This window comes from Enterobacter soli, assembly GCF_964208575.1.
GTDB classification, from domain to species: Bacteria; Pseudomonadota; Gammaproteobacteria; order Enterobacterales; family Enterobacteriaceae; genus Enterobacter; species Enterobacter soli_A.
This window is the reverse complement of the sequence record NZ_CAXOFU010000007.1, coordinates 42,706-57,681: the sequence shown is the minus strand read 5'-3', so window position 1 is coordinate 57,681 and position 14,976 is coordinate 42,706. Positions and strand designations below refer to the sequence as shown.

The following is a 14,976-nucleotide window of genomic DNA, read 5'->3' as shown; positions in this document are numbered from 1 at the left end:
CTTTTTTTCTTCGCATGCAGGAAAGATGATGAAAAAGATAGCAATTGCTGGCGCGATGCTGGCGCTGACCGGGTGTGTTCAGGTGGATAACTATCAGGACGTGATTAAGCATCCTGTTCCGTCGCACCTGGCGGGTTACTGGCAGTCAAAAGGGCCGCAAAGCAAGATGGTGAGCCCGGAGGCGATTGCCACGCTGGTGGTGACGGAAGAGGGGGATACGCTGGACTGTCGTCAGTGGCAGCGCGTGCTCGCGGTGCCGGGTAAAATCATGCTGCGTTCAGACAGCTATTACAACGTGACTCGCAAGCTGGATATCTACCCGCTGGAGCGCGAGGGCTCAATCCTTGAGTACGACGGGATGGAGCTGCAGAAGGTGGACCGCCCTACGGTGGAGTGCGCGGATTATCTGAGCAAGAACCCGCTGGAGAGTAAGCTGCCCTGAGTGTAAAAGCAAAACGGCAACCGGGTTGCCGTTTTTAGTGTTTGGCCCTCTCCCTGTGGGTGAGGGCTTCAGGGCGCACGTTTCCCGATCTACAACACATCCTCCAGAACCCACACGCTCACGCTTCCGCCGTTGCAGGTAAAGGTTCCTTCGCCGTCCGAACCGGTGGTAACCGTCTCTTCGCGATTGCCGAGGAAGTCGCGCCAGGTTTTATCCCCGTAGTTTTCCCCAAGGCAGATCGTCTTTTCACCGTCGTCACCGTTGGACATCACCACCACGCAGCCCGGCGCGTCGTCGGTGCCGCTGCGGCTGAAGGCGATGCAGTTGGGATGATCGAAGAACAGCGTCTGAACGCCGTGCGCAAAGCGCTGGCGCGCCAGGATCAGCTCGTGAAGCTGTTCGATAACCGGCATGTCGATGTGGTAGGTCTCGCCGTCGCCGCCCGTATCGTCGTAGCTTGCGCCAAACAGATCCGGATAGAACACGCTCGGCACGCCGTTTTCACGCAGCAGGATCAGGGCGTATGCCAGCGGTTTAAACCAGGATTCAACCGGGGCTTCCAGCGCCTGCAGCGGCTGGGTGTCGTGGTTGGCAACCAGCGTCACGGCGTGGAACGGGTCGGCTTCGACCAGGGTGCCGGTAAAAATCTGGCTCATGTCGTAGTCGCGGCCCTGGCGGGAGGCGTCGTGGAAATGCATTTGCAGGGGGGCGTCAAACAGCATGGTTTTGCCTTCCACCTGATGAATGTAGGTCTGCAGTTTATCCACTTCGTGCGACCAGTATTCCGCGACGATGAACAGCGGCTGTTCCGCGACCTCCTGCACGTGCTCAATCCACTCTTTATAAAACCACGCCGGAATGTGTTTTACCGCGTCCAGACGGAAGCCGTCGCACCCGGTCTGCTCCATTACCCAGCGCGCCCAGTATTTAATCTCCTCGGTCACCGCGTGGTTGCGGAAGTCGATATTTTCGCCCATCAGGTAATCGAAGTTACCCATCTCATCGTCGACCTGATCGTTCCAGCCTTCGCCGGTATAGTCGTTGACGATTTTAAAGATGCCGTCCTCGGTTGGGTTTTCGATATGATCGATACCGCTGAAGCATTTGTAGTCCCAGACAAACTGCGAATACTCACCCGCGCGGGCTGGGAAGGTATAGCGCGTCCACGCCTCGCACTCGATAATCTCGTCATCAATCTGGGTACGATCCTGCTCGTTAACGCGCTGGACGCGAACCGGCTCTTTCTCATCCGCGCCCATTTTGTGGTTCACCACCACGTCCAGCAGCACCGCGATCTGGTTGCTCTTTAACGCGTTAATGGCTTCCAGCAGCTGCGCCTTGTCGCCGTATTTGGTCGCCACCGATCCTTTCTGGTCGAACTCGCCGAGGTCAAAAAGATCGTAAGAATCATAGCCAACGGAATAGCCGCCCGATGCGCCTTTATACGCCGGAGGGAGCCAGACCATATTGATACCGATTTCATTGAGGTTAGGGGCCAGGGCCGTCACTTCCGGCCACAGCTCACCGCCAGTGGGGTAATACCAGTGAAAACATTGCAGTAAGGTTGGATTGCGCATGCACCATCTCCATGAGGTCGCGAAACTCAAGTATGGAGTAGCTTTTGCAGAAATGCCTGGCGAACGAAGGAGAACGGGTTCGTTCGCCAGTTAAGTGGCTAATTTGAATCGAAATTACTTTGCGGGATCAGAACGTGGCCGCCCTGATTGCCGTAGGTAGACATCACTGATTTTTGCATCGAACTTTGACCAACCAGCTTAGCCAGTTCATCCATTCTGTTCTGCAGCAGCGTCTTCACCTGGCCTTCGTTCTCAAGGATCACGCGAAGTGTAGGGCGAAGCTGCTCCTGCAGCTGGGCAGAAGGTTGAATTTCTTCGGTCAGCCGAGCCAGCGAGTGCACCGCATTGACATAGTCGGTCTCACAGGTGATCAGATCATCCCATAATCCCTGACGAGCCAGTCGCAGCATCAACTGGCTCTGCTCGAGGAGTTGTTGATAAAGGGTATAGAGTTGCGGTGCATTACTCATTAGACGGCGTCCTGAATCAGTTGTGGCGAACCGGCAACCTCCTTCCACCCGTCAGCGATATTGCGCAGCAAGGTTTCTACCTCTTCAATGGCGCTGGCATCGTTATTCACGTTGGCGTGCAGAAGGCGTCTTACCATATAGGCATAAAGGGCAATCAGGTTTTGGGTCAGCTCATCGCCATTACCTTCAACCAGACCAAGCTTCAGTCCGTTTTCAATAATGTTGATGGCTTTCGACAGCGCCAGCCCTTTTGACTGGATATTGCCGTCCTGCAGGAACAGACGCGCGCGAACCAGCGCGCTGAGGGCTCCATCAAATAGCATGATAACCAGCTGGTGCTGGCTGGCGCTCATCACCGCGCTTTCAACCTCTATTTTTGCGTAGGCTTGCGTGCCTTTTGCGCCGTACATGTTATCCCCCTCGGGTTCAATTAGCGTTTACTACTTGCTGCTGGACGATGTGCTTTCGAACTGCTGCGTCAGGTAGCTGCTGGTGTTGTTCAGCGACGTCATCAGTACGTCCAGCTGGGTAAACTGGGCTTTATACTGCGCCACGCGCGCATCAATACGTTCGCTGACGGCGTTGTACTGTTCGGTCAGGTTGTTCAGCGTTTTGCTCACGCCGTCTTTGGCCGCCTGAATAATGCCTTTGCTCGAGAGCCAGTCGGTCAGGCTGGTGGCCATATTGGTGGTGATACCGGTGGTTTTACCGTCACCTACAATCAGATCCTTCACCGCAGACGAGTTGTCGGTCAGCGCTTTTTCGAGCTTGGTGCTGTCTACCGACAGTTTTCCGGTGCTCGGGTCAGAAGTAATACCCAGCTGCGTCAGCGATTTAAAAGTTGTGCCGCCCGCGGAGTTAGTGAGCAGGCTTTTCAGCTGCGTCTGAATGGTACGCAGCGTGGTGTCGCCGAGCAGGGCGCCGTTGCTGGTGTCCTGAGCATCCGTACCCGCATCTACCGCCGTGTACTTGGTCAGGGAAGCAAAGCTGTCCTGCAGGGTATTGTAGGCATCAACCCAGGCTTTGAGCGCACTTTCTGACTTAGACGTATCTTTAGTGATATTCAGCGTCTGGTTGCCGGTGGTGACATCTTTCAGGTTCAGGGTGATATCTTCCAGCGCGTCACTGATGGTGTTGCTGCTGTTTTCGATATCAACGTTGTTCACCTTCAGCTTCGCGTTCTGCGCGGTCACGCTTTCGGTCATGCCGTTGCTGGCATCGGTGCTGGTGCCGTTGTAGCCCATAAAAGATTGCAGGGCGCTGTCACCGCTTACGGCAATGCTTACCGCATTGTCCGCACCGGTTTCGGTCGAGGTAATAGACAGACGATACTGGCCATTCCCGACGTTAATGATACTGGCGGTCACGCCGGCATCGGCTTTGTTAATGGCATCACGAATGCCCGACAGCGACGAGTTTGCCGCGCTGATGTCAACGGTGACCGGATCTTTACCGTTACCGGCGGTAAAGGTGATTTTGCTGTCGGATGAGGCGATCGCCGTTTTGCTGTCGGTCTGGCTCGCTTTGGTGGTCAGCGTCTGGGCCTGGGCCAACTGAGACACACTAATTGTATATTTGCCTGCAACCGCGCTGCCGGTGGTCGTTGCGCTAAAAGCGGTGCTGCTGCTTGACGTACTGGTTGCGGTAAACAGGTCGGCTTTATTCAGCGCGGTATTTGCAGTTTGAAACGCTTCCAGCGAGCTTTTTAACGTGCCGTAAGCACTAAGCTTTGCGGTATAAGATGTCTGCTGTTTAGAGATAGGGGTCAGCTGCGTTTTTTCAGCGGCGGTCAGGCTGTCTAAAATATCACTTAATTGCAGACCTGAGCCTACTCCCAGCGTTGAAATACTTGCCATATTTATTCCTTAATGTATCGACACGTAGAACGAATACTGGGGTTATCGGCCTCATCGGGGGAAAGTTTACGGTTAATTTCTTTTTTTTAATGGCGGGAATAACGCTAATAGAGAAGAGTATTTCTGTGGCTAAAAAAATTATTCGCGATCCTGAAAAAAAATCTAAAGGTTGTTTTGGACCAGACGATAACACCTTTGACGGCGATGAAGCCGAAGGGTGGAAACCCAAATCTAACCCACAGATTTGATGAACAACAGGAAACGTAATCATGGCACAGTACATTAATACCAACAGCCTCTCGCTGATCACTCAGAACAACATCAACAAGAACCAGTCTGCTCTGTCTTCTTCTATCGAGCGTCTGTCTTCCGGTCTGCGTATCAACAGCGCAAAAGATGACGCTGCGGGCCAGGCGATTGCTAACCGCTTCACCTCTAACATCAAAGGTCTGACTCAGGCTGCACGTAACGCCAACGACGGTATCTCTGTTGCACAGACTACTGAAGGCGCACTGTCTGAAATCAACAACAACCTGCAGCGCGTTCGTGAACTGACCGTTCAGGCTTCTACCGGAACTAACTCAGCTTCCGACCTGTCTTCAATCCAGGACGAAATCAAATCCCGTCTGTCTGAAATCGACCGCGTCTCCGGTCAGACTCAGTTCAACGGCGTGAACGTACTGGCTAAAGACGGCAAAATGTCTATCCAGGTTGGCGCGAACGATGGCGAAACCATCGATATCGACCTGAAAAAAATCGACTCTACTACTCTGGGTCTGAATACCTTTAACGTTACTGGTCCTGTAAGCAAAACCGGCACATTAAATGCACCAACTGCTGCTAACTTACAATCCTATTATGGCGCTACTACTAAAGTCACCACTACTGCTGTTACTGAAAACGCTACTGGAGACAATTTAGCAACTCGTTTAGGTGTTAACGATGGTACTGTAACATTTGGCGCTACAGCTGTTGCAGATGATAACGGTAACCTTTTTGCTAAAGTTACAGTTACTGCTGGCAGTGCTGCAGATGTAAATAATCTCAAGGCTAATGGTTTCGACGCAACATGGGATGGTGCTACTGGTAGCTCAAATGTTTACTATATTGCTTTGGATCCTAAGGATGCAGATACCGCTACAACTGCTGGCACCGCAGCATTTAAACTCGACACATCTTCACTGAGTCTGAGCAGCATGAACTCTGGCTCAACTACGGATCCATTGGCCAAATTGGATGCAGCAATCGCGTCCGTAGATAAATTCCGTTCTTCTCTGGGTGCGGTGCAGAACCGTCTGAGCTCTGCTGTAACCAACCTGAACAACACCACCACCAACCTGTCTGAAGCGCAGTCCCGTATTCAGGACGCCGACTATGCGACCGAAGTGTCCAACATGTCTAAAGCGCAGATCATCCAGCAGGCCGGTAACTCCGTGCTGTCTAAAGCTAACCAGGTTCCTCAGCAGGTTCTGTCTCTGCTGCAGGGCTAATCGCCTGATAATGCTCAAACCCCGCTTCGGCGGGGTTTTTTACATCCCGCTTTTATTCGTAACCCCCAAATAACCCCTCATTTCACCCACTATTCACCCAATTAAAACCCCTCCAGAATCGGATAATCATGCCGATAACTCAATTAACGCAGGGCTGTTTATCGTGAATTCACTCTATACCGCTGAAGGTGTAATGGATAAACACTCGCTGTGGCAGCGTTATGTCCCGCTGGTGCGTCACGAAGCATTGCGCCTCCAGGTGCGTTTGCCGGCGAGCGTGGAACTGGACGATCTGCTACAGGCGGGCGGTATCGGGTTATTGAATGCAGTTGACCGATACGACGCTCTGCAAGGAACGGCATTTACGACTTACGCAGTACAGCGTATTCGTGGTGCGATGCTGGACGAGCTGCGCAGCCGCGACTGGGTGCCGCGCAGCGTTCGCCGCAACGCCCGCGAAGTGGCACATGCAATGGGGCAGCTGGAACAGGAGCTGGGACGAAACGCGACGGAAACCGAAGTGGCGGAGCGTCTTGGTATTGCTGTTGAAGAGTATCGTCAGATGTTGCTCGATACCAATAATAGCCAACTCTTCTCCTACGACGAGTGGCGAGAAGAGCATGGCGATAGCATCGAGCTGGTGACCGATGAACACCAGCAGGAAAACCCGTTACACCATTTAATGGAAGGCAACTTACGCCACCGCGTGATGGAAGCAATTGAAGCTTTACCGGAACGCGAACAGCTGGTGTTGACCCTCTATTACCAGGAAGAGCTCAATCTCAAAGAGATTGGTGCGGTTCTTGAAGTGGGGGAGTCGCGGGTCAGCCAGCTCCACAGCCAGGCCATTAAACGCTTACGTACCAAACTGGGTAAGTTATAGGTGATTGATTCACCTGAAAAATGCCGCACAACGTATTGACAACCAGGAGTTATCATGACGGTGCAGCAATCTAAAAGACGGCCACTAAGCCGCTACCTGAAAGACTTTAAACACAGCCAGACGCATTGCGCCCACTGTAATAAATTACTCGACCGCATCACGCTGGTTCGCCGCGGTGAAATCGTCAATAAAATTGCGATTTCCCGCCTCGACACGCTAATGGATGAATCCGCCTGGCTTGAAGAGCAAAAAGAGTGGGTAGCGCTTTGCCGTTTCTGTGGCGATCTCCACTGCAAAGAGCAAAGCGACTTCTTCGATATCATCGGCTTCAAGCAGTTCCTGTTTGAACAAACGGAGATGAGCCACGGCACCGTGCGCGAATATGTCGTTCGCCTGCGTCGTCTTGGTCAGCATCTGACCGTGCATAATATCTCTCGCGATCTGCTTAACACCGGTTATCTGGATGAAAATCTGGAGCCGTGGTTGCCTGCAACCAGCACCAACAATTACCGCATTGCGCTGCGCAAGTACGCGCAATATAAGGTACAAATGCCGGGTGCGATGAAGCAGAAAGTCCACGCCGAGACAACTTCTGATATATATTAAAAAAGAATAAGATGTAGCGCAGCCGCCTTTGACGTTGCAGGCGAATTCACTACACTACAGAAAAATTCCACTATATCGGGGTATTTATGAAATTAGCACTTCTGGGTCGTCAGGCGCTGATGGGTGTAATGGCCGTTGCGCTGGTCGCGGGTATGAGCGTGAAAACTTTCGCGGCGGAAAATCTGCTGAATAAAGTGAAAGAGCGCGGCACGCTGCTGGTTGGGCTGGAAGGAACCTATCCTCCGTTCAGCTTCCAGGGCGATGACGGCAAATTGACCGGTTTCGAAGTGGAGTTTGCCGAAGAGCTGGCGAAACATCTGGGCGTCAAAGCGTCGCTGAAACCGACCAAATGGGACGGTATGCTGGCGTCGCTGGACTCCAAACGCATCGACGTGGTGATTAACCAGGTCACCATTTCCGACGAGCGTAAGAAGAAGTATGACTTCTCCACGCCGTACACCGTGTCCGGTATTCAGGCGCTGGTGAAGAAAGGTAACGAAGGCACCATCAAATCCGCCGCTGACCTGAAAGGTAAAAAAGTTGGCGTGGGTCTGGGGACGAACTACGAAGAGTGGCTGCGCCAGAACGTGCAGGGCGTGGACATTCGTACCTATGATGATGACCCGACTAAATATCAGGATCTGCGCGTAGGCCGTATCGACGCCATCCTGGTTGACCGTCTGGCGGCGCTGGATCTGGTGAAGAAAACCAACGACACCCTGGCAGTAGCGGGCGACGCGTTCTCTCGTCAGGAAGCGGGCGTAGCGGTGCGTAAAGGCAACGAAGATCTGGTGAAAGCCATCGACGGGGCAATCGCCGACATGCAGAAAGACGGCAGCCTGAAAGCGCTCTCCGAGAAGTGGTTCGGCGCTGACGTGACCAAATAAGTCGTTGACCGACAAAAAAAGGCGCTATTAAAAGCGCCTTTTTTATTTCTTACGCGTCTGCGTGCATAATAAAAACAATCAAATAAAAAGCGTTACCGGAGGAACCATGTCACTGCAAAATTTAACGCGCTTCCCGCGCCTTGAATTTATTGGCGCACCCACGCCGCTGGAGTATTTACCGCGATTTTCCGATTACCTGGGGCGCGATATTTTTATTAAGCGTGACGACGTGACGCCAATGGCGATGGGCGGCAACAAGCTGCGCAAGCTGGAGTTCCTCGCCGCCGATGCCCTGCGCGAGGGGGCCGATACCCTGGTGACCGCCGGTGCGATCCAGTCCAACCATGTGCGCCAGACCGCTGCCGTGGCGGCGAAGCTGGGGCTGCACTGCGTGGCGCTGCTGGAAAATCCCATCGGCACGCGGGCGGAAAACTACCTCACCAACGGCAACCGCCTGCTGCTGGACCTGTTCAATGCTCAGGTCGAAATGTGCGATGCCCTGACCGACCCTAACGCGCAGCTCGACGAGCTGGCGACCCGCCTTGAAGCGCAGGGATTCCGTCCCTACGTCATTCCGGTGGGCGGTTCAAATGCGCTGGGCGCGCTGGGCTACGTTGAAAGCGCGCTGGAGATAGCCCAGCAGTGCGAAGGGGCGGTGAATCTCTCTTCGGTGGTGGTCGCCTCCGGCAGCGCCGGAACGCACGCCGGGCTGGCGGTAGGGCTGGAACAGCTTATGCCAGAAGCCGAGCTGATTGGCGTGACCGTTTCCCGCAGCGTTGCCGATCAAAAACCGAAGGTCGTCACCCTGCAGCAGGCGGTTGCCGAACAGCTTGAGCTAAAGGCCAGGGCGGACATTATTCTGTGGGATGACTACTTCGCGCCGGGTTACGGCACGCCAAACGACGAGGGGATGGAAGCGGTGAAGCTACTCGCGCGGCTTGAAGGTATCCTGCTCGATCCGGTGTACACCGGCAAGGCGATGGCGGGGCTGATAGACGGCATCGCGCAGAAACGCTTTAAGGATGAAGGCCCGATTTTATTCGTTCATACCGGCGGTGCGCCAGCGCTGTTTGCCTACCATCCTCATGTCTAAACATCAGGTCGAAAAATAATAATGCAAGAAAGTATTCAACTGGTTATTGATTCGCTGCCGTACCTGCTCAAAGGCGCGGTGTTTACGCTCCAGCTCAGTATCGGCGGGATGTTCTTTGGCCTGGTGCTGGGCTTTGTGCTGGCCTTAATGCGCATGTCGCCCGTGCTGCCGGTACGCTGGCTGGCGCGGTTTTACATCTCCGTTTTTCGCGGCACGCCGCTTATCGCTCAGCTGTTTATGATTTACTACGGCCTGCCGCAGTTTGGTATCGAGCTTGATCCGATCCCGGCGGCGATGATCGGCTTATCGCTGAATACCGCGGCCTATACCTCGGAAACCCTGCGCGCGGCGATTTCCTCTATCGATAAAGGGCAGTGGGAAGCGGCAGCCAGTATCGGCATGACGCCGTGGCAGACCCTTCGCCGGGCCATTCTGCCCCAGGCGGCGCGGGTGGCGCTGCCGCCGCTCAGCAACAGCTTCATCAGCCTGGTGAAAGACACCTCGCTTGCGGCAACCATCCAGGTGCCTGAGCTGTTCCGCCAGGCGCAGCTCATCACCTCGCGCACGCTGGAAGTGTTCACCATGTATCTGGCGGCGTCGCTGATTTACTGGGTGATGGCGACCGTACTTTCCGCGCTGCAAAACTACTTTGAAAACCAGCTAAACCGCCAGGAGCGTGATCCGAAATGAGTGCTATCGACGTCAAAAACCTGGTGAAAAAATTCCACGGCCAGACGGTGCTGCACGGCATTGATCTTGAAGTGGAGCAGGGCGAAGTGGTGGCGATTATCGGGCCGAGCGGCTCGGGGAAAACCACGCTGCTGCGCAGCATTAACCTGCTTGAGCAGCCCGAGGGCGGAACCATTCGCGTGGGTGATATCACCATCGATACCGCGAAATCCATCAGCCAGCAGAAAGGGCTGATCCGCCGTCTGCGCCAGCACGTTGGCTTCGTTTTCCAGAGCTTCAACCTTTTCCCGCACCGTACCGTGCTGGAAAATATCATTGAAGGGCCGGTCATCGTCAAAGGCGAGCCAAAAGAGGAGGCCTCGGCCCGCGCGCGCGAACTGCTGGCGAAGGTGGGGCTGTCAGGGAAGGAGGCCAGCTACCCGCGTCGTCTTTCCGGCGGTCAGCAGCAGCGCGTTGCCATTGCCCGCGCGCTGGCGATGCGCCCGGACGTGATCCTGTTCGACGAGCCAACCTCTGCGCTCGATCCTGAGCTGGTGGGGGAGGTGCTAAACACCATTCGTCAGCTGGCCCAGGAGAAGCGCACGATGGTGATCGTGACCCATGAGATGAGCTTTGCCCGGGACGTGGCGGACAGGGCTATCTTCATGGATCAGGGGCGAATTGTAGAGCAGGGGCCAGCGAAGGCGTTATTCACCAATCCTCAGCAGCCGCGCACCCGTCAATTCCTTGAAAAATTCCTGATGCAGTAGCATTTTTGCATTCATTTGCTCCAGATTTACCCTCTGGAGCAAATTATTCTCCCCCGAATCCATCCCGATTATCTTTTTATTCCGTTCGCTTCGGAAAAACCGTATTAAAACTAAACATAATCGTCCTAAAGCCGATATTTTGTAGTTCTAAATAAGTTTTATGTGTTAGGTTGTATTCACCATAATAATGATTATCTTTTTCAGAGGCTTCATTTAGTCAGTATGAAGGAAACAGACTTTTTCACGTGGCGTCGGGAGTGCTTTCTCCGCTTTCAGGAAATGACCACTGCCGACGAAGTTTATCTTGAACTTCAACGACAAACGCAGACGCTGGAATATGATTATTTCTCGCTCTGCGTTCGTCATCCCGTGCCGTTCACGCGGCCAAAAATTTCAGTGCATTCAAGTTATCCGCAGCAGTGGATGGCGCAATATCACGCCGAGAATTATTTCGCCGTTGACCCGGTACTCAAGCCGGAGAATTTCTTTCACGGACATTTACCCTGGACGGATGAATTATTCTCAGAGGCTCAGCAATTATGGGACGGCGCGCGCGACCACGGCATACGCAAGGGAATAACCCAGTGCCTGATGTTGCCTAACCATGCGCTGGGGTTCCTTTCCGTATCCCGCACTCAAGGGCCAGAAAATAGGTTAGCCAGCGAAGAAGTTGAACTGCGTTTGCAAATGCTGGTGGAAATGGCGCTAACGTCGCTGCTGCGATTTGAACACGAAACGGTCATGCCGCCTGAAATGAAATTCAGCAAGCGCGAGCGGGAAATTCTGAAGTGGACGGCGGAAGGGAAAACCTCGGCTGAAATAGCCATTATTCTCTCCATCTCGGAGAATACGGTTAACTTCCATCAGAAGAATATGCAGAAGAAATTTAACGCCCCGAATAAAACGCAGATCGCCTGCTATGCAGCGGCTACGGGGCTTATCTGACCCCACAAACGTTCTGCGTGCCAGACGGGACAACGGCTGAATGCTTGCGCATCCAGCCGTTTTTTTTACTGGCGGTAAGCTTGTTTAATTTGCTTAACCGTGTTCGCAAATACCGCTGATTCAGCCTGGTCTTCCATTTGCGCGATTTGTTTTTCCATCTTAATGATCACACGACCCGCGTCAGCCTGACCCATTGCCTGCAGCATCAGCGTCAGCAGCGATTTCAGGCAGTTAACTTCCTGTGCCAGTTCTTGGTTATTTTCCGCAGTGGCGAATTCAGGTGTGCTCATTTATTTTCCTCATTATAAAACAGCGCTTGAGCGCGACGATGAAAGTTAAGGCGGCGGAGTATACCACAAGCCGCGTCAAAAAAAGCATCGATTGTTTTTTGTACTTTTCCCCATTTTGTTTATTCGCGTAAACACCGTGTGCGGGTAATCTGTACAATAGTTTATCGGCAATTAAATGCTTATCGCCGGTTCGCCTGTCGTTAATTATTGTTACAAAAATTTGAATTCTGTTTTTTTGTTCGGATTTTTTAGCTCTGTTTCGTAACCTTTTGAATACAGATGCATAAAAATAGTCTGAAAAGCCCTGGTTATGCGGGATTTCTTTCCATCTGCTGTACAGGGTAATTTCCAAAAACGAGAGCAAAATCGGATCGCGGATTTTTTAGCGTTTTAATCTTGTGCGGAAAACCGTTAATATAAACCAAATTAGCAGTCAGTAGCGTTATCCCTATTCTGGAGACATTTCCTTTGATCAACGTTCTTCTTGTTGATGACCACGAACTGGTGCGCGCAGGGATACGACGCATTCTTGAAGATATAAAGGGTATCAAAGTGGCCGGTGAGGCTTGCTGTGGCGAAGACGCGGTTAAATGGTGTCGCGCTAACTCGGCAGACGTGGTGCTTATGGATATGAACATGCCCGGCATTGGCGGGCTTGAAGCAACGCGTAAAATCGCCCGTACCTTTATTGATACTAAAGTCATCATGTTGACCGTACATACTGAAAACCCGCTGCCTGCGAAAGTGATGCAGGCGGGTGCCGCAGGGTATCTCAGTAAAGGTGCTGCACCGCAGGAAGTGGTCAATGCTATCCGTTCAGTGTATGCCGGTCAGCGCTATATCGCGTCGGACATCGCTCAACAAATGGCGTTGAGTCAGATTGAACCCGATAAAACGGAGTCGCCATTCGCCAGTTTGTCCGAGCGCGAATTGCAGATTATGCTGATGATCACCAAAGGCCAGAAGGTGAATGAGATTTCAGAGCAGCTGAATCTTAGCCCGAAAACGGTGAACAGCTACCGCTACCGTATGTTCAGTAAACTGAACATTCACGGCGACGTTGAACTGACTCACCTGGCCATTCGCCACGGTCTGTGTAATGCGGAAACCTTAATAAGCCAGTGAGTGATGTGTTCGATTCAAAAGCATTCCTTAAAACCGTAACCAGCCAGCCGGGCGTCTACAGAATGTACGATGCTGGCGGCACGGTTATCTATGTCGGCAAGGCGAAAGATCTCAAGAAGCGCCTTTCCAGCTATTTCCGCAGCAATCTGGCCTCCCGTAAAACCGAAGCGCTGGTCGCACTCATTCAGAATATCGACGTCACCGTGACCCACACGGAGACCGAAGCGCTGCTGCTGGAGCATAACTACATCAAGCTCTATCAGCCGCGCTACAACGTGCTGCTGCGTGATGATAAGTCCTATCCTTTTATTTTCCTGAGCGGCGATACCCACCCGCGCCTGGCGATGCACCGCGGTGCTAAGCATGCGAAGGGTGAATATTTCGGCCCGTTCCCGAACGGCTACGCGGTGCGTGAAACCCTCGCGCTGCTGCAAAAAATCTTCCCGATCCGCCAGTGCGAAAACAGCGTCTACCGCAACCGCTCGCGTCCTTGCCTGCAGTACCAAATTGGCCGCTGCCTGGGGCCGTGCGTTGCCGGGCTGGTGAGCGAAGAAGAGTACGCCCAGCAGGTCGATTACGTGCGCCTGTTTTTAGCCGGTAAAGACGACCAGGTATTGACGCAGCTGATAGCCCGCATGGAAAAGGCCAGCCAGGCGCTGGCGTTTGAAGAGGCGGCGCGCATTCGCGATCAGATCCAGGCCGTGCGCCGGGTGACCGAGAAGCAGTTCGTGTCCAATACCGGTGACGATCTCGACGTTATCGGCGTTGCCTTTGACAACGGGCTGGCGTGTGTCCACGTGCTGTTTATCCGCCAGGGTAAAGTGCTGGGCAGCCGCAGCTATTTCCCGAAAGTGCCGGGCGGCACCGAACTGGGCGAAGTGGTGGAGACGTTTGTCGGGCAGTTTTACCTGCAGGGCAGCCAGATGCGCACGCTGCCGTCCGAGATCCTGCTTGATTTCAGTCTCGATGATAAAACCCTGCTGGCGGATTCCCTTTCCGAACTGGCGGGGCGCCGGGTGAACGTTCAGACGAAGCCCCGCGGCGATCGCGCCCGCTATCTGAAACTTGCCAGAACCAACGCCGCGACGGCGTTGACGACGAAGCTTTCCCAGCAGTCGACGGTCAGCCAGCGTTTAACCGCGCTGGCGACGCTCCTGAAACTGCCGGAAGTGAAGCGCATGGAGTGTTTCGACATCAGCCACACCATGGGCGAACAGACCGTGGCCTCCTGCGTGGTGTTTGATGCAAACGGCCCGCTGCGTGCCGAGTATCGTCGCTACAACATCACCGGCATCACGCCGGGGGATGACTATGCGGCGATGAACCAGGTTCTGCGCCGCCGCTACGGTAAAGCCATCGAAGAGAGTAAGATCCCGGACGTGATCCTGATTGACGGCGGGAAAGGGCAGCTTGGTCAGGCGAAGGCGGTGTTTGCATCGCTGGAGGTTGACTGGGATAAACATCACCCGCTGCTGTTAGGGGTGGCGAAAGGGGCGGATCGGAAGGCCGGCCTGGAAACGCTCTTTTTTGAACCGGAAGGCGAGGGGTTCAGTTTGCCGCCGGATTCCCCTGCGCTGCACGTTATTCAGCACATTCGCGATGAATCCCACGATCACGCCATCAGCGGGCATCGTAAAAAACGGGCGAAAGTGAAAAATACCAGTACGCTTGAAACCATCGATGGCGTCGGCCCTAAACGTCGTCAGATGCTGCTGAAGTACATGGGCGGATTGCAAGGATTACTCAATGCCAGCATTGAGGAAATTGCAAAAGTGCCGGGTATTTCGCAAGGGCTGGCAGAAAAGATCTACTACTCGTTGAAACATTGAGGGCTCTGTAGCAACATAGAGCTAAATTTTACTGACAACAGACA

General features: G+C 53.6%; 18 protein-coding genes. 12 read left to right on the top strand and 6 right to left on the bottom strand.

Annotated elements, in window-relative coordinates:
- Window positions 1–28 precede the first annotated feature (28 nt).
- Window positions 29–442, top strand: a complete 414-nt coding sequence (gene yedD / locus AB6V08_RS09065) for a lipoprotein YedD (protein WP_368542362.1) — start codon at window positions 29–31, stop codon at window positions 440–442.
- An 89-nt stretch (window positions 443–531) separates the two neighbouring features.
- Here the strand turns inward: yedD and amyA are convergent, their stop codons facing one another.
- From amyA to fliD, 4 genes are all read right to left on the bottom strand, one after another.
- The gene (amyA, locus tag AB6V08_RS09060) at window positions 532–2,019 is read right to left on the bottom strand and encodes an alpha-amylase (RefSeq protein ID WP_368542361.1); all 1,488 of its coding nucleotides are present in this window, start codon (window positions 2,017–2,019) and stop codon (window positions 532–534) included.
- A 98-nt stretch (window positions 2,020–2,117) separates the two neighbouring features.
- Complete coding sequence (gene fliT, locus AB6V08_RS09055; RefSeq protein WP_368542360.1) at window positions 2,118–2,489, bottom strand: flagella biosynthesis regulatory protein FliT; 372 nt, start codon at window positions 2,487–2,489, stop codon at window positions 2,118–2,120.
- A complete protein-coding gene (gene fliS, locus AB6V08_RS09050; RefSeq protein ID WP_368542359.1) occupies window positions 2,489–2,899 on the bottom strand; it encodes a flagellar export chaperone FliS in 411 nt (136 codons plus the stop codon). The genes fliT and fliS overlap by 1 nt, the downstream gene beginning before the upstream one ends.
- Window positions 2,900–2,929: 30 nt before the next feature.
- A complete protein-coding gene (fliD, locus tag AB6V08_RS09045; RefSeq protein WP_368542358.1) occupies window positions 2,930–4,345 on the bottom strand; it encodes a flagellar filament capping protein FliD in 1,416 nt (471 codons plus the stop codon).
- A 125-nt stretch (window positions 4,346–4,470) separates the two neighbouring features.
- On the opposite strand from fliD, the gene AB6V08_RS09040 reads away from it, so the two are divergent.
- The 9 genes from AB6V08_RS09040 (at window position 4,471) to sdiA (ending at window position 11,688) form a co-directional block, all read left to right on the top strand.
- Window positions 4,471–4,593, top strand: coding sequence for a hypothetical protein (locus AB6V08_RS09040; RefSeq protein WP_368542357.1), 123 nt, complete (start codon window positions 4,471–4,473; stop codon window positions 4,591–4,593).
- Window positions 4,594–4,614: 21 nt separating this feature from the next.
- Window positions 4,615–5,835: a FliC/FljB family flagellin gene (locus tag AB6V08_RS09035; RefSeq protein ID WP_368542356.1), complete on the top strand. Its 1,221-nt coding sequence runs from the start codon at window positions 4,615–4,617 to the stop codon at window positions 5,833–5,835.
- 163 nt (window positions 5,836–5,998) lie between these two features.
- Window positions 5,999–6,718, top strand: a complete 720-nt coding sequence (locus AB6V08_RS09030; RefSeq protein WP_059310219.1) for an RNA polymerase sigma factor FliA — start codon at window positions 5,999–6,001, stop codon at window positions 6,716–6,718.
- Between the two features lie 54 nt (window positions 6,719–6,772).
- Window positions 6,773–7,324 (top strand): flagella biosynthesis regulatory protein FliZ, encoded by a 552-nt coding sequence (gene fliZ, locus AB6V08_RS09025; protein WP_368542355.1) that lies wholly within the window; start codon window positions 6,773–6,775, stop codon window positions 7,322–7,324.
- 86 nt (window positions 7,325–7,410) lie between these two features.
- Complete coding sequence (gene tcyJ, locus AB6V08_RS09020; RefSeq protein ID WP_368542354.1) at window positions 7,411–8,211, top strand: cystine ABC transporter substrate-binding protein; 801 nt, start codon at window positions 7,411–7,413, stop codon at window positions 8,209–8,211.
- Window positions 8,212–8,317: 106 nt separating this feature from the next.
- Window positions 8,318–9,304 (top strand): D-cysteine desulfhydrase, encoded by a 987-nt coding sequence (dcyD, locus tag AB6V08_RS09015; RefSeq protein ID WP_368542353.1) that lies wholly within the window; start codon window positions 8,318–8,320, stop codon window positions 9,302–9,304.
- Between the two features lie 21 nt (window positions 9,305–9,325).
- Window positions 9,326–9,994, top strand: a complete 669-nt coding sequence (tcyL, locus tag AB6V08_RS09010) for a cystine ABC transporter permease (RefSeq protein ID WP_028019576.1) — start codon at window positions 9,326–9,328, stop codon at window positions 9,992–9,994.
- Entirely contained in the window at window positions 9,991–10,743 is a 753-nt protein-coding gene (gene tcyN / locus AB6V08_RS09005) for an L-cystine ABC transporter ATP-binding protein TcyN (RefSeq protein ID WP_368542352.1), read from the top strand. Before tcyL ends, tcyN begins: the two co-directional genes overlap by 4 nt.
- A gap of 222 nt (window positions 10,744–10,965) precedes the next feature.
- Window positions 10,966–11,688, top strand: a complete 723-nt coding sequence (gene sdiA, locus AB6V08_RS09000; RefSeq protein ID WP_368542351.1) for a transcriptional regulator SdiA — start codon at window positions 10,966–10,968, stop codon at window positions 11,686–11,688.
- Window positions 11,689–11,753: 65 nt separating this feature from the next.
- On the opposite strand, the gene AB6V08_RS08995 is transcribed toward sdiA, so the two are convergent.
- Entirely contained in the window at window positions 11,754–11,978 is a 225-nt protein-coding gene (locus AB6V08_RS08995) for a DUF2594 family protein (protein WP_003859644.1), read from the bottom strand.
- Window positions 11,965–12,066 carry a hypothetical protein gene (locus tag AB6V08_RS23225; protein WP_439649871.1) on the bottom strand — a complete coding sequence of 34 codons (102 nt, stop codon included), beginning with the start codon at window positions 12,064–12,066 and terminating at the stop codon, window positions 11,965–11,967. Before AB6V08_RS23225 ends, AB6V08_RS08995 begins: the two co-directional genes overlap by 14 nt.
- 380 nt (window positions 12,067–12,446) lie before the next feature.
- Here AB6V08_RS23225 and uvrY point away from each other — a divergent pair, with 380 nt between their 5' ends.
- Window positions 12,447–13,103, top strand: coding sequence for a UvrY/SirA/GacA family response regulator transcription factor (uvrY, locus tag AB6V08_RS08990; RefSeq protein ID WP_368542350.1), 657 nt, complete (start codon window positions 12,447–12,449; stop codon window positions 13,101–13,103).
- The gene (gene uvrC / locus AB6V08_RS08985) at window positions 13,100–14,932 is read left to right on the top strand and encodes an excinuclease ABC subunit UvrC (RefSeq protein WP_368542349.1); all 1,833 of its coding nucleotides are present in this window, start codon (window positions 13,100–13,102) and stop codon (window positions 14,930–14,932) included. Before uvrY ends, uvrC begins: the two co-directional genes overlap by 4 nt.
- The last annotated feature ends 44 nt before the right edge of the window (window positions 14,933–14,976 follow it).

Coding starts and splice junctions, on each gene's coding strand:
- yedD (WP_368542362.1), top strand. CDS start 29: ATGAAAAAGATAGCAATTGCTGGCGCGATGCTGGCGCTGACCGGGTGT.
- amyA (WP_368542361.1), bottom strand. CDS start 2,019: ATGCGCAATCCAACCTTACTGCAATGTTTTCACTGGTATTACCCCACT.
- fliT (WP_368542360.1), bottom strand. CDS start 2,489: ATGAGTAATGCACCGCAACTCTATACCCTTTATCAACAACTCCTCGAG.
- fliS (WP_368542359.1), bottom strand. CDS start 2,899: ATGTACGGCGCAAAAGGCACGCAAGCCTACGCAAAAATAGAGGTTGAA.
- fliD (WP_368542358.1), bottom strand. CDS start 4,345: ATGGCAAGTATTTCAACGCTGGGAGTAGGCTCAGGTCTGCAATTAAGT.
- AB6V08_RS09035 (WP_368542356.1), top strand. CDS start 4,615: ATGGCACAGTACATTAATACCAACAGCCTCTCGCTGATCACTCAGAAC.
- fliZ (WP_368542355.1), top strand. CDS start 6,773: ATGACGGTGCAGCAATCTAAAAGACGGCCACTAAGCCGCTACCTGAAA.
- tcyJ (WP_368542354.1), top strand. CDS start 7,411: ATGAAATTAGCACTTCTGGGTCGTCAGGCGCTGATGGGTGTAATGGCC.
- dcyD (WP_368542353.1), top strand. CDS start 8,318: ATGTCACTGCAAAATTTAACGCGCTTCCCGCGCCTTGAATTTATTGGC.
- tcyL (WP_028019576.1), top strand. CDS start 9,326: ATGCAAGAAAGTATTCAACTGGTTATTGATTCGCTGCCGTACCTGCTC.
- tcyN (WP_368542352.1), top strand. CDS start 9,991: ATGAGTGCTATCGACGTCAAAAACCTGGTGAAAAAATTCCACGGCCAG.
- sdiA (WP_368542351.1), top strand. CDS start 10,966: ATGAAGGAAACAGACTTTTTCACGTGGCGTCGGGAGTGCTTTCTCCGC.
- AB6V08_RS08995 (WP_003859644.1), bottom strand. CDS start 11,978: ATGAGCACACCTGAATTCGCCACTGCGGAAAATAACCAAGAACTGGCA.
- AB6V08_RS23225 (WP_439649871.1), bottom strand. CDS start 12,066: ATGCTTTTTTTGACGCGGCTTGTGGTATACTCCGCCGCCTTAACTTTC.